Below are 12,997 nucleotides of genomic sequence, written 5' to 3' on the forward strand. Positions count from 1 at the left end.
GCAGCAATCACGAGCGGGTTTACAAGCTGAGGATTCTCACCGTACGCGCTGCAAGGAGCGACACTAATGAGTGAATTGGCGTTGCGGCTATCTAGAAGAGCATTTCTGGTTGTGACTAACGCTTCATTCATCCGCGCCGAGAACCGAGACTGCCGCCGCCGAACAGATATTTTCAGCGGAAACGAAAAAAGCGACCCTTAAGGTCGCTTTTTTGATCTTCAGTGCTTCTTTCAAAGCAAGAAGAAAATTTGGAGCGGGAAACGAGACTCGAACTCGCGACCCCGACCTTGGCAAGGTCGTGCTCTACCAACTGAGCTATTCCCGCGCATCTACAACAAAAATGGCGTCCCCTAGGGGACTCGAACCCCTGTTACCGCCGTGAAAGGGCGGTGTCCTAGGCCACTAGACGAAGGGGACGCTGCCCGGAAACTACATCTTTTCTCCCGGCTTGCAGTGTTCGCGATGTGCTTCACGCTGCAAGTGGCGCGCATTCTATGGAGGCAACAAAGAGCCGTCAAGCGCCATGTGAAATTATTTTTAACGTCGGATTGGCGGGCGGTGTTGAGCTATCAGCTTGCCATCTAACGCTCTACACTCGACATAAAATCGCCCGGTTAGAGAGGTGCGTCCCGTGTCCCCAGTTCTTATCACTGGATTAGTTGTTGCCGGCTTGTGCGTATTGATTGCCATCGGCGTCATCAACCAGATCGTCGAAAAAAACAATCTTGAAAAGGCCCGCCAGCGGGCTGAACTCAATGACCGGATGCGGCGCTGCGCCATCCTCTCTGACAGCTTCCCAGGCCAAATGATGACGCCGGCACTCAAGCTGCTGCTGTCGCGGCTTGAGCTGTTTCTAGGTGAACGCCTGCTCCCGCTGGACAAAAAGAATGCCGCTCTCGAATCACGGGTCGCCGCGTTAAAGAGCGCAATCGCAAAAGGCGAAGACATCCCGGTCGAAAACGCACCAGTGAAGGTCCTGACTGAAGCACAGGCCAAGGAAATTCGCCTGCTCATGGAAGACCTGCACACCTTGATCATCTGGGCCAACAAGCAGAACCAGCTGGATGCGCCGAGCGCTAAGCGATGGGTACATCAGATCCAGCGAATGATGGTGATGCTGCATATCGAATATTTCACCAATGTAGGCCAACTGGCCCTGCAGCAAGGCAGCGCACACAAGGCACGCCTTGCCTTCGAGCGCGGTATCCAACATGTCCGAAAGCAGCCTAACCCGGCGGATTATCAAACCCAACTGGCCAAGCTAGAAGCCAGTTACGCCCATGCCAACAAGCTCGAGCAGACACAGCAAAAACCGAGCCTTGACGAACCCAGTGAGCTGGCCGAGGGTTTGAAAAGCCTCGAAACCGACGATGACTGGAAGAAAAACAACATTTACTAGGCACGATTGGGCGTGCGTCACTGCGCTTCTAGCTACCAGTCTCTCGCCCTGAATAAATTCCGTCTGCCGCCACCGACTTACGTGGAGAACTCGCATGACCATAACGCTCTACGGCGCCCCGCTTTCGCCTTTCGTTCGCAAAGCACGTCTATGTCTGCTGGAAAAGGGCCTGGACTACGTGCTCGAAGTGGTCATGCCGTTTACTCCTCCGGAGTGGTATTTGCAGTTGAACCCTCTGGGTCGCATCCCTGCCTTGAAGGACACTGAGTTGACGCTCGCTGACTCAAGCGTGATTTGCCAGTATCTCGAAGAGGCTTATCCGGATACGGCCCGCCTGTACGGAGACACTGCGGCCGAGCGGGCACGCATACGCTGGCTGGAAAAGTACGCCGACTATGAGCTTTCTCCACACACGACCTTCGGCATATTTCGCAACCGTGTGTTGAAGCCAAGCTCAGGCCATCCCTGCAACGAGGAAAGCGTACAGGCTGCGCTAGACCAGAAACTACCGCCACACTTCGACTATCTGGAAGATCAGCTGGAACAGAAGGCGTACTTCATGGGCGATCAGCTTTCCATGGCCGACCTCGCCGTCGCCTGTCAATTGATCAATATGGAACACGGCGGAGAGGTGGTGGATGCGAATCGCTGGCCGGCGCTGGCATCGCATTACGCGCGCATCAAAACACTCGCGTCAGTGGAGAGTATTCTTCCGAGCGAACAACGGACCACCGCGAAACTCCTGGAAATGGGCAAGAAGAGCGCACCAATCAGCTGATAGGGGCGACGCGCCGCAGAGGTTCGACTGCCTCTATTTGAAAGGCCCAAACCTCTTCGTTCGCATAACTGTATGACTGGGAAAGCGTCAGCACAGCGGCGGGCGCTCCTAGCCTCAGCAGCGCAACAGTCAGCCCATCCCTGCAACCACTCGGCAGTCAAAGCAAGTGAATGCCCACCCATTGCCGGGCGAACTGATAGGCGCAGCGGCCATTGCGGTTGCCCCGAGCAGTTGCCCAGCGAATGGCATCCTTTTCCAGGGCTTCATCCCAGCTCCAATTCAGCGCTGCTTTGTCAGCCAACGATCCGATCCAGTGCTGGACGACATCAAGATAATGCTCCTGACTGAACGGATAGAACGAAAGCCAGAGGCCGAAGCGATCCGATAAGGCGATCTTGTCCTCTACCGCCTCGTTGGGATGCAGCTCGCCATCGATCATCTGCCAATTTTCGTTATCGCTCTGACGCTCTGGAACCAGGTGACGGCGATTGGACGTGGCGTATAGCAGAACATTTTCCGGCGCTCGTTCCAGCGAGCCGTCCAGGACACTTTTCAGCACGCGGTAATCACCCTCGCCCGCCTCGAACGAGAGATCGTCGCAAAACACCACGAAACACTGTGGCTGACCGACGAGCTGTTCGACTAGCTTCGGCAGATCCGCCAGATGGTCTCGTTCGATCTCGATCAGACGCAGACCTGCCGAAGCATGCTCGGCCAGCAGCGCACGGATCAGTGAGGACTTACCGGTGCCTCGAGCCCCCCACAATAGGACATGATTCGCCGGCAATCCCGAGACGAACTGGCGAGTGTTTTTCGATAGCAGTTCGCGTTGCCGGTCGATTCCAATCAGATCATCCAGACTCAGATCGAGCGATACGCTCAAGGCTTGCAGGTATCCGCCCTGCCCTTCGCGATGCCACCGCGCCGCCAGACTCGCCGCCCAGTCCACCCGCGCACGAGGCGCAGGCAACAGCGGTTCCAGGCGCCTCATGAGTTCATCTGCGCGCTGCAGAAAGGCTTTTAGTTCGGCATCCATTGGGCGACTCCAGAAAAATCGTGCGGGCAGCACGCCGCAGCGCTGCCCAAACAGGTATCAGAGGTGAGCTTCTATGTGAGTTGCCAAGGCATCTGGCGACGTACGCGAGGAGAAGCGCTCGACGAAACGCCCATTATCAGCGATCAGAAACTTGGTGAAGTTCCATTTGATCGCCTTGCTACCGAGCAAACCAGGGGCGCGCTTTTTCAGGTTTACGAACAGGGGATGTGCATCACCGCCGTTCACCATAACCTTGGCAAAAAGCGGAAAGCTGACACCAAAATTACGCTCACAGAACGCCGCGATATGGGCTTCGTCGCCAGGCTCCTGGTGGCCGAACTGGTCACACGGAAAACCTAGTACGACCAGCCCCTGGTCACGGTATCGCTGCCATAGCGCCTCGAGCCCTTTGTATTGCGGCGTGAACCCGCACTTGCTGGCAGTGTTCACTACAAGCAGGACCTTGCCATCAAATTCGGCCAAGGCTTTTTGCTGCCCATCGATGGTGACGCAGGGAATATCCAACAACGGATCGCGCATGGCATTGCCTCGTGAATGCGTCGCGAAACGCCTCAGGCGGCGTCGTGCGGCTTGTGGTTGAGAGAGGCGGAGTTGATGCAGTAACGCAGGCCGGTCGGTGCCGGACCGTCGGGAAATACATGCCCCAGATGCGCGTCGCAGCGAGCGCACTTGACCTCGATGCGGTGCATGCCATGGCTGAAATCATCGATGCTGGTGATGGCCGTTTCGCTCACTGGTTGAAAGTAGCTTGGCCAGCCGCAGCCGGAATCGAACTTGGCATCCGAGTCGAACAGTGGGGTATCGCAGCAGGAGCAGTGGTAGATGCCCGGAGCCTTGGTGTCATTGTATTTGCCGGTAAACGGCCTCTCGGTCGCGCCTAGTCGGCAGACCTGGAATTGCTCATCAGAGAGCTCTTCGCGCCAGGTTTCGAGCGGTTTTTCAAGCTTGTCCATCGGTACACCTCGTGATCTCAAAAAAGGCGGATCTGTACCTTTTCCGGTGGTCAGGCCGCACGTATGATGCGTTGCTCTTAGACGCCTAGTCTGGCAGCGAGGTTTCACACTGCCAAGGCGCCCGGGTTCATGCCAGAACGTCGCCAGCCATCATAGAGTCGGGCGCGTCTTCACTTCGGGACACTCAGGATCATGCAGGTCAGCAAATCGAACAAGCTCGCCAATGTCTGCTACGACATACGCGGGCCGGTGCTCAAGCACGCCAAACGCCTGGAAGAGGAAGGCCATCGCATCCTCAAGCTGAACATTGGCAATCCGGCACCGTTCGGTTTCGAAGCCCCGGAGGAGATCCTCCAGGATGTGATCCGCAATCTGCCCACGGCGCAAGGCTACAGCGATTCCAAAGGCCTGTTCAGCGCGCGCAAGGCCATCATGCAGTACTACCAGCAGAAGCAGGTAGAAGGCATCACCATTGAAGACATATACCTTGGCAATGGTGTGTCCGAGTTGATCGTGATGTCGATGCAGGCACTGCTGAACAACGGAGACGAGGTGCTGATCCCAGCGCCCGACTACCCTCTGTGGACGGCTGCGGTGAGCCTGGCTGGCGGCAAGCCGGTGCATTACCTCTGTGACGAGCAAGCTAACTGGTGGCCGGACCTGGCTGATATCAAGGCCAAGATCACGCCCAATACCAAAGCGTTGGTGCTGATCAATCCGAACAATCCGACTGGCGCGGTTTATCCCCGTGAAATCCTGGAAGGCATGGTCGAACTGGCGCGTCAGCACAAGCTGGTTCTGTTCTCTGACGAAATCTACGACAAGATTCTGTATGACGATGCCGTGCACATTTGCACCGCATCGCTGGCTCCGGACGTACTGTGCCTGACGTTCAATGGGCTATCGAAATCCTATCGGGTGGCCGGCTTCCGCTCAGGCTGGGTGGCTATTTCCGGCCCCAAGCACAAGGCCCAGAGCTACATCGAAGGGATCGACATTCTGGCCAACATGCGGCTGTGCGCTAACGTGCCGTCCCAACACGCCATCCAGACCGCCCTGGGCGGGTATCAGAGCATCAACGATCTGGTGCTGCCGGCTGGCAGGCTGCTTGAGCAGCGCAACCGCACCTGGGAGCTGCTCAACGACATCCCCGGGGTCAGTTGCGTTAAGCCGATGGGGGCCCTGTATGCCTTTCCGCGGATCGACCCCAAGATCTGCCCCATCCACAATGACGAAAAGTTTGTGCTCGATCTGCTCCTTTCCGAAAAGCTGCTGATCGTCCAGGGCACCGCGTTCAACTGGCCATGGCCCGACCATTTCCGCGTCGTTACCCTACCGCGGGTAGATGACCTGGAGCAGGCAATCGGGCGCATCGGCAACTTCCTCAAGACGTACAGCCAGTAACCCAGATGGATCTGCAGATCGACGACTTCTACCGTGACGCTGCGGCGGGCCTGCTGATGCTCTATCAGGCCTTCCCGCGAAAGATCACGCTCTACGTCGAAGATCTGATCGGTCATGAGGAACCTGATGAATTCGGCCTGCCCAGCAAGCGGCACCAGAGCTGCCTCGGCGCGCTGCTCTGGTTGGCCGAGGAAGGCTACCTTCGCTATGAAAGCACCATCCAACAGTTAGCCCTCGACCAGGTTGTCCTGACCGAGAAGGCATTTCTGCGCATGACCTGCACGCGGCCTGAGGCCGAGACCAAAAATAGTGAATTGCCAGCGAGCGTTCGCCGCGTGCATTCCAGCATGGCTCACCAGATCCGCCAGTCGTTACGCGACGGGCACAGCGAGCAACTCGCGCGACTGACTCGCGAGCTCTTCAGCAGTCGCACCAACTGATCCCGAGCGCAGCGGCGCGGGAAGCGACATAGCTTGAAATAGTCGCTTGGTTGAATAGCACTGGCGCGCACCTTATATAGCCTATCGTTCTTTACTGTTCCCCTTGGAGTCCGCCGCAACATGATGCGCATTTTCTTGTTCCTGGCCACCAACCTGGCTGTATTGGTCGTTGCCAGTGTCACCCTGAAACTCCTGGGCGTGGATCGCTACACGGGCCAGAATTACGGCAGCCTCCTGGCTTTCTGCGCCGTATTCGGTTTTGCGGGCGCATTGATCTCGCTGTTCATCTCCAAGTGGATGGCGAAGATGAGCACCCGTACCGAGATCATCAGCCAACCCCGTACGCGCCACGAGCAGTGGCTCCTGCAGACGGTGGAGCAGCTGTCCCGCGATGCCGGTATCAAAATGCCTGAGGTGGGTATCTTCCCCGCTTACGAGGCGAATGCATTCGCAACAGGCTGGAACAAGAACGACGCGCTGGTTGCGGTGAGTCAGGGTCTTCTGGAGCGTTTCTCGCCAGATGAGGTCAAGGCCGTACTGGCCCACGAGATTGGCCACGTCTCCAACGGTGACATGGTGACCTTGGCGTTGATTCAGGGCGTTGTGAACACCTTCGTCATGTTCTTCGCGCGTATATTCGGCAGCTTCGTCGATCGTGCGATCCTGAAAAATGAAGACGGCCACGGCATCGGCTATTTCGTTGCGACGATATTCGCTGAGCTGGTACTGGGCATTCTCGCCAGCATTATCGTGATGTGGTTCTCTCGTAAACGAGAGTATCGCGCCGACGAAGCGGGCGCCCAACTGGCCGGTACTAGCGCAATGATCGGCGCGCTTCAGCGACTGCGCGCAGAACAAGGCGTACCGGTCGACATGCCGGACAGCCTCAAGGCATTCAGCATTAACGGCTCCCTGCGCAATGGCCTGGCCGGATTGCTGATGACTCACCCATCACTTGAAGACCGTATCGAAGCTCTGCGCCAGCGCGGATAAGCCAGCCAATCCTAAAAGGGCAGCATCAGCTGCCCTTTTTTTCGCCTTGGATTTGCACATAGTGGCTGTGTGCCTGTCGAAGCAAGCGCATTCATCGCACAAGGGATTCACCATGCGCCACGTCCTGCTATTCACACTTGCCCTGCTCACCCTGACTGGTTGTCAAAGCGCCTACTATTCCGCAATGGAAAAGGTCGGGCTGCATAAGCGCGATATTCTCGTGGATCGGGTCGAGGACGCCCGCGATTCGCAGCAGCAAGCCAAGGAGCAATTCAAGGATGCACTGGAGCGCTACCGCAGCGTCGTGGAAGTCAAAGGTGGCAAGCTGGAAGAGCGCTATGAAGCCTTGAACAGCGAATTCGAAGCCAGCGAGAAAAGCGCTGCTGATGTGCGTAACAGGATCGCCGCTGTCGAAGATGTGGCGAACGCTTTGTTCAAGGAGTGGAAAAAGGAGCTCGGAGAGTACAGCAACGCCAGCCTGAAAGCCGCCAGCGCCAAGGATCTTGAGCGAACGCAAAAGGACTATCGCGTGTTGCTACAACGCATGAAGGCAGCTGAAAAGCGTATCGATCCTGTGCTGAACGTGTTGCGCGATCAGGTGCTGTTCCTCAAGCACAACCTCAACGCTCGCGCGATTGGCGCACTGCAGGGCGAGTACCGCACGCTCGAAGGTAATGTCGATCAGCTACTGGCCGATATGCAGCAAGCGATAGACGAAGCAGATGTCTTTATCCGACAGCTACAGCGCAGCCAGTAACAGAAGGAAGCGAACTCCATCGTAATAGGCGGTGAGCTGAAACGCCGGGGCTCTGGGGTCAAGCGAGCCGCGGCGATCTGTTTTTCATAAGCCATACAGCACTGGCGGCAAAGGCCGCTGTTACTCGCGACTGTCGAGTCTGTAGCAGCACTCATCCAAACGGGTCAGGCCGCGCTGGAGAAACTTCCAGTTGCTTTCATCGAGTACGTTCGCTCGCTCCAATAACTCGATATTCCAGCGCGAGCTCAACCACCGATAGACTTCATCCTCACCCACAGCGAACGGCGGACCGGCCATTTGTTCCTGCGGGTAGTCCAGCGTGATCAGGAGACCCACGCTGCTTGGCGGGAGGATGCTCAGCAGATGTTCGACGTAACGCTGACGCATGCCGTCTGGCATCGCGATCAACGCGGCCCGGTCATATATCGCCTGGCAATCGGCAACATCGGCCCGGTTGAGTGCGAAGAAGTCGCCGCAGAAGATTTCCATCGAACCGGAACGAAAGACTTTGAATTTATCGTGGACGCTCACATCTGCGACCAACCCACGTTCAGCGAAGAAATCTTCAACCGCGCGCTCGCTCAGCTCCACTCCCAGCACGCTGTGCCCCTGGTCGGCCAGCCAGGCCATGTCGAGGCTTTTCCCGCATAGCGGGACCAGCACGCGGCTACCGTGGGCCAAGCCCAGGGACTGCCAGTGTCGGCGCAAGTAGGGATTAATCTCATTGAGGTGGAAACCAATTTCGTTGCGTGTCCAACGGCGCTGCCAAAACGCTTCATCCACATCCGAATCCTCATGAGCGACGTTGGGCGAGCTTATCAGAGCCGGTGGGCTTGCTTGATAACGTCTTGGAGCATCCGTGGGCCTACAGATCCATTCCGGCGTCACGCATCTGAGCAAGCTTGTAGCGTAGCGTGCGCGCGCTGATTCCAAGACGGTCCGCCGTCTCTTTACGGCGCCCCCGCTCGGCGCGCAGGGTCTCGAGAATGAGCTCGAACTCGCGCCGGCGCAGGTCTTCACCCAGGTCGCCAGGTGCGTCAGGCGGCACCGCCACGGCCAAAGGCAACATCTGCGTGTCATCGCTAACCGCATTTGACGAAAGCGAGGCGAAACCCCCAGTAGCAGTGAGACAGAGATCGTCCGGGCGAATCAGTCCACCCTGCTGGAGGATCAGCGCTCGCTGGATAGCATTGTCCAGCTCTCGCACGTTCCCGGGCCACGCATAGCCGATCAGGCATTGACGGGCATCGGCAGTGAGCCTTGCGCTCGGCTGACGCATTTTCATCGCGTGATTGGTGAGCAGCCGCTCGGCGAGCGGCACGATATCGGCTGGACGTTCGCGCAACGCGGGCCAGGCCAGCGGGAATACCGACAGGCGATAGAACAGATCTTCGCGGAAACGACCGCCTCGAACCTCGCCACCAAGATCGCGGTTGGTGGTGGCAAGAATGCGAATGTCCAGCGGTATCGGCTTTCGGCCGCCGACGCGCTCAACTTCACGCTCCTGGAGTACGCGCAGCAGCTTGGCTTGCAAAGCCAAGGGCATCTCGGATATTTCGTCTAGCAGCAGCGTACCGCCGTCTGCCAGCTCGAACTTGCCTGGTTGGGTGGCGATGGCACCGGTAAATGCGCCCTTCTCGTGGCCAAACAGCGTGGCCTCGAGCATGTTGTCTGGGATCGCCGCACAGTTGATGGCGATGAATGGTTTTTCAGCCCGCGGCGATTGCTGATGGATAAAGCGCGCCAGCACCTCTTTTCCGGTCCCGGATTCGCCGGAGATCAGTACCGTCGAATCGCTTTGCGCGACCCGTGTCGCCAGTGCCAATAGCTGGCGGCTCGCAGGCTCGACCGCGACCGGCCCCTGCATATCCGCCGCGTTCAGCTGCCCGCACGCGTGTCGAGCGACCAGCCCAAGCAGCACTTTGGGTTCGAAGGGCTTGACTAGATAATCGACTGCGCCCTGCCGCATGGCCTCGACGGCACGGTCTACCGCGCCAAAAGCGGTCATGAGTAGAACAGGTACCTGCGGGTACCGTTGGCGAACCAGCACCTGCAATGCATGGCCGTCCATACCGGGCATGTTCACGTCACTGACCAACAGCCCGAAAGGCTCTTCATCCAGAGCGCGCAAGGCAGCCTCGGCACAGTCGACGGCACGGTATGGGTAGCCGCCGAGCTCGAGGGTGTCGCCCAGCGCCTCGCGCAGTGCGTGATCATCCTCAACCAGAAGGACCTTCGCCGTCATGACCTACTCCGACTCTGCAGGCGAAAACGGAAGCAACGGCAACATCACCGTGGCGCAAGTGCCTCGCCCGGGGCGAGAGCGTAGTTCGAACGAGCCAGAGTGGGCGCGTGCGACCGATTTGACGACAGCCAATCCAAGGCCCGTTCCGGTGGCCTTGGTGGTGAAAAACGGCTCCCCGAGGCGCTCCAGGGTCATGTCATCGATTCCCGCCCCGTTATCGCTGATGCAGATACGCAGCGACGTCGCGCGCGCATATACATGCACCTTCAATTTGGGATCGACACCAATGGCCTGCAACGCATTTTCGATCAGGTTGAGCAGCGCACCGACCAGGGTGTCCCGATTGCACAACAGCAAACCGTTGCGCGCATCGCACTGCCACCGCACGGGCACCCGCCCCAGATGTGCTTCCGCGGCGGTACGCAAAGCCCTCATCAAATCCACAGGCATCAGCCGGTGCTCGAGTGGCAGGTCACCTCGGGCGAACACCAGCATGTCGCGCACCTGATGCTCCAGTTCGTTGAGCCGGTCCTTCAAACGGCCGGCAAATCGCTGCTGATGTTCGGTGGACAACCCGCCCTGCTCCAGATGGCTTGCGTACAGCAGTGCAGTGGAAAGCGGAGTACGGATCTGATGCGCCAGCGAAGCGACCATACGCCCGAGAGCAGACAGGCGCTCGTGCCTTGCCAGTTGGTCCTGCAGCCGTCGCGTCTCGGTAAGGTCGGTCAAAAGAACAAGCTGGCCAGGCTCGCCGTTCAGCGATCGTGTGGCGATGGATACACGCCGTCCATCCTTGAGGGAAATTTCGTGGCCATCGTCTCTGCGCGGGGCGAAGCTGCGAGCGATGACATCCCGCCATAGCGAACCTTCAAGCGGCGCGCCCAGCAGCTCGTGAGCCACCGGATTCGCCTCACGGACCAGGCCCTGGCCATCGATGACGATCACGCCGCCAGGCAACAGGTCGAGCAGACTCTGCAGCCTGCTCGCCAGGCGCTCTTTCTCATCGAACTCCTGAAGCCGCTGTGCAGCAGCCTCTGCCAACTGCCCCTCAAGCTCAGCCACGCGGGAATGCAGTAGCTGCTGGGATTCGCCGAGTCGCCCGGAAATCTCGTTGAACAGCGCAAGCGACTGTTCAAGCTCGCGGCCGGTCGCAGCCCTAACGGGAAGAAGGATTGGATCTGTTGAGCAGGTCGCTGAAGTCACAAGCACGCGTATCCGTCAAAAAGATGGTCGGTGATATGTGAGTCAGCAAGGATCATGCCCGGCAAGGGCAACGAAAGGAAAGGCCACGCCGCAGATGAGAGCGGCGCAACCTAGAAGTTACTCGTCGAGGTCGTCGTCCTCTCGACGATTCATTCCATACTTGCGCATTTTTTCCACCAGCGTTGTTCGCCGCACCCGCAGCCGCTCGGCAGCGCGGGCCACAACACCGCCCGCATCATCGAGCGCTTGCTTGATAAGGCCCTGCTCAAGATTACCCAGGTAATCCTTCAGATCGAGGCCTTCAGCGGGAAGCATGGTGTGTGCATCGGAAGCGATGATGGGCGCGTTTATTGCTGCGCGCTCCTCCATTTCGTCGTGAACACCGATAGCGTACTGCTCGTCATCGTCATCTACATGGCGGAACTTCTTGGGCAGTTCCATCACACCGATCACGCCGTATGGATGCATGATGGCCATGCGCTCAACGAGATTGGCCAGCTCCCTGACGTTACCCGGCCAGTCGTGACGGCAGAGCGACATGATCGCGGCCGAGTTGAAACGAATTGACCCCCGCTTTTCATGCTCCATGCGCGAGATGAGTTCGTTCATCAGCAACGGAATGTCCTCGATGCGCTCGCGCAGAGGAGCCATTTCAATCGGGAATACATTGAGGCGGTAGTACAGATCCTCACGGAAACTGCCGTCCACGATCATTTTTTCGAGATCTTTGTGTGTCGCAGCGATGATGCGTACATCGGCATTCTGCGTTCGGTTACTGCCGACTCGTTCGAATGTGCGCTCTTGCAGCACTCGCAGCAGCTTCACCTGCATCGGCAGCGGCATATCACCAATTTCGTCTAGGAAGAGCGTTCCGCCATCAGCCAGTTCGAAACGGCCAGCACGGGACGTGATCGCGCCCGTAAATGCGCCCTTCTCGTGCCCGAAGAGCTCGCTTTCGAGCAGCTCAGCAGGTATCGCTCCGCAGTTGACCGGGACGAAAGGCCCGGCACGGCGCTTTGAGTGGTAATGCAGGTTACGCGCAACGACTTCCTTACCGGTTCCCGACTCCCCAAGGATCAGTACGCTCGCCTCGGTATCAGCAACCTGCTGCATCATCTGTCGCACATGCTGGACGGCACGACTGGTACCCACCAGGCTGCGGAAAAGATTCGGCTCGCGTTGCCGTCCACGCGCCTTCGCCTGGTCGTTCATTTCCCGGTAGATCTGGGCGCGGTGAAGCGAATCGAGCAGTTTGTTATAGCTCGGCGGCATTTCCAGGCTGGTCAGGACCCGTCGGCGAATTTCGTCCGGCCATTCCGCGGGAACCGGCTCACCGATCAGCATCAGTGGCAGATTCTCGTCCCACTTGCTGATTTGTTTCAGCAGTTCGACCGCGCCGCCTTTAGCTGCCACCTCGCCCAGCAGGACCCCAAGTACGCTGCGACTTGATTCCAATGACTCGACTGCACCCTGCCATTCGCTGCTGGCACAGGAGAGATGATCCTCGCTGAGAAAATTGAGAATCACCGTCAGGTCCCGACGACGATCATGATCGTCATCGATCAACAAAATCTTGGTTTCACGCCACATCTTGTTTTTTGCTCTGAAGGCTGGAAAGAAAGCCTGCGCACGCGTCGTACACGGTTGCGTCTTTTGGCAGATGACCGTAGTTAATAAAAAAAATTGGCTTGAGTCAAATTTATGACGTGATTCAACGACAGAACGACTAGTAATGCGTCCTGTTGTTGACGTGGAGCAAGATGGTGAA

The 12,997-nt window shown here is 58.0% G+C and carries 13 protein-coding genes and 2 tRNA genes; 6 read left to right on the forward strand and 9 right to left on the reverse strand.

Translation table 11 applies throughout. The annotated features are described in order from the left end of the window. Positions 1-249 precede the first annotated feature (249 nt). Positions 250-325 (reverse strand) — tRNA-Gly (locus tag NA619_RS01700). Positions 326-341: 16 nt separating this feature from the next. Then, positions 342-417, reverse strand: a tRNA-Glu gene (locus NA619_RS01705). A gap of 214 nt (positions 418-631) precedes the next feature. On the opposite strand from NA619_RS01705, the gene NA619_RS01710 reads away from it, so the two are divergent. Then, positions 632-1,399: a hypothetical protein gene (locus NA619_RS01710; protein ID WP_255959319.1), complete on the forward strand. Its 768-nt coding sequence runs from the start codon at positions 632-634 to the stop codon at positions 1,397-1,399. Positions 1,400-1,493: 94 nt separating this feature from the next. After that, on the forward strand, positions 1,494-2,177 hold the full coding sequence (locus NA619_RS01715) for a glutathione S-transferase family protein (RefSeq protein WP_255959320.1): 684 nt from the start codon (positions 1,494-1,496) through the stop codon (positions 2,175-2,177). A gap of 157 nt (positions 2,178-2,334) precedes the next feature. Here NA619_RS01715 and NA619_RS01720 read toward each other — a convergent pair whose 3' ends face one another. Genes NA619_RS01720 through msrB form a run of 3 tightly spaced genes read right to left on the reverse strand, consistent with a single transcriptional unit; the run spans position 2,335 to position 4,187 of the window. Then, positions 2,335-3,213, reverse strand: coding sequence for an ATP-binding protein (locus NA619_RS01720; protein ID WP_255959321.1), 879 nt, complete (start codon positions 3,211-3,213; stop codon positions 2,335-2,337). Positions 3,214-3,270: 57 nt separating this feature from the next. Continuing rightward, the gene (locus tag NA619_RS01725) at positions 3,271-3,753 is read right to left on the reverse strand and encodes a glutathione peroxidase (RefSeq protein ID WP_255959322.1); all 483 of its coding nucleotides are present in this window, start codon (positions 3,751-3,753) and stop codon (positions 3,271-3,273) included. A gap of 32 nt (positions 3,754-3,785) precedes the next feature. Further along, complete coding sequence (gene msrB / locus NA619_RS01730; protein WP_255959323.1) at positions 3,786-4,187, reverse strand: peptide-methionine (R)-S-oxide reductase MsrB; 402 nt, start codon at positions 4,185-4,187, stop codon at positions 3,786-3,788. Positions 4,188-4,379: 192 nt separating this feature from the next. On the opposite strand from msrB, the gene NA619_RS01735 reads away from it, so the two are divergent. The 4 genes from NA619_RS01735 (at position 4,380) to NA619_RS01750 (ending at position 7,781) form a co-directional block, all read left to right on the forward strand. Continuing rightward, a complete protein-coding gene (locus NA619_RS01735; RefSeq protein WP_255959324.1) occupies positions 4,380-5,591 on the forward strand; it encodes a pyridoxal phosphate-dependent aminotransferase in 1,212 nt (403 codons plus the stop codon). A 5-nt stretch (positions 5,592-5,596) separates the two neighbouring features. Continuing rightward, positions 5,597-6,031, forward strand: a complete 435-nt coding sequence (locus NA619_RS01740) for a hypothetical protein (protein WP_255959325.1) — start codon at positions 5,597-5,599, stop codon at positions 6,029-6,031. Positions 6,032-6,151: 120 nt separating this feature from the next. After that, positions 6,152-7,024 carry a protease HtpX gene (gene htpX / locus NA619_RS01745; RefSeq protein ID WP_255959326.1) on the forward strand — a complete coding sequence of 291 codons (873 nt, stop codon included), beginning with the start codon at positions 6,152-6,154 and terminating at the stop codon, positions 7,022-7,024. A 112-nt stretch (positions 7,025-7,136) separates the two neighbouring features. Next, complete coding sequence (locus NA619_RS01750; RefSeq protein WP_255959327.1) at positions 7,137-7,781, forward strand: DUF2959 domain-containing protein; 645 nt, start codon at positions 7,137-7,139, stop codon at positions 7,779-7,781. 120 nt (positions 7,782-7,901) lie between these two features. On the opposite strand, the gene NA619_RS01755 is transcribed toward NA619_RS01750, so the two are convergent. From NA619_RS01755 to NA619_RS01770, 4 genes are all read right to left on the reverse strand, one after another. Continuing rightward, the gene (locus NA619_RS01755) at positions 7,902-8,564 is read right to left on the reverse strand and encodes a thiopurine S-methyltransferase (RefSeq protein ID WP_255959328.1); all 663 of its coding nucleotides are present in this window, start codon (positions 8,562-8,564) and stop codon (positions 7,902-7,904) included. Positions 8,565-8,646: 82 nt separating this feature from the next. Then, positions 8,647-10,026, reverse strand: a complete 1,380-nt coding sequence (locus tag NA619_RS01760) for a sigma-54-dependent transcriptional regulator (RefSeq protein WP_255959329.1) — start codon at positions 10,024-10,026, stop codon at positions 8,647-8,649. 3 nt (positions 10,027-10,029) lie between these two features. Then, positions 10,030-11,199, reverse strand: coding sequence for a sensor histidine kinase (locus NA619_RS01765; protein WP_255959544.1), 1,170 nt, complete (start codon positions 11,197-11,199; stop codon positions 10,030-10,032). A 147-nt stretch (positions 11,200-11,346) separates the two neighbouring features. Further along, positions 11,347-12,819, reverse strand: coding sequence for a sigma-54 dependent transcriptional regulator (locus NA619_RS01770; RefSeq protein ID WP_255959330.1), 1,473 nt, complete (start codon positions 12,817-12,819; stop codon positions 11,347-11,349). Between the last annotated feature and the right edge of the window lie 178 nt (positions 12,820-12,997).

The organism is Stutzerimonas stutzeri, assembly GCF_024448895.1.
GTDB classification, from domain to species: Bacteria; Pseudomonadota; Gammaproteobacteria; order Pseudomonadales; family Pseudomonadaceae; genus Stutzerimonas; species Stutzerimonas stutzeri_Q.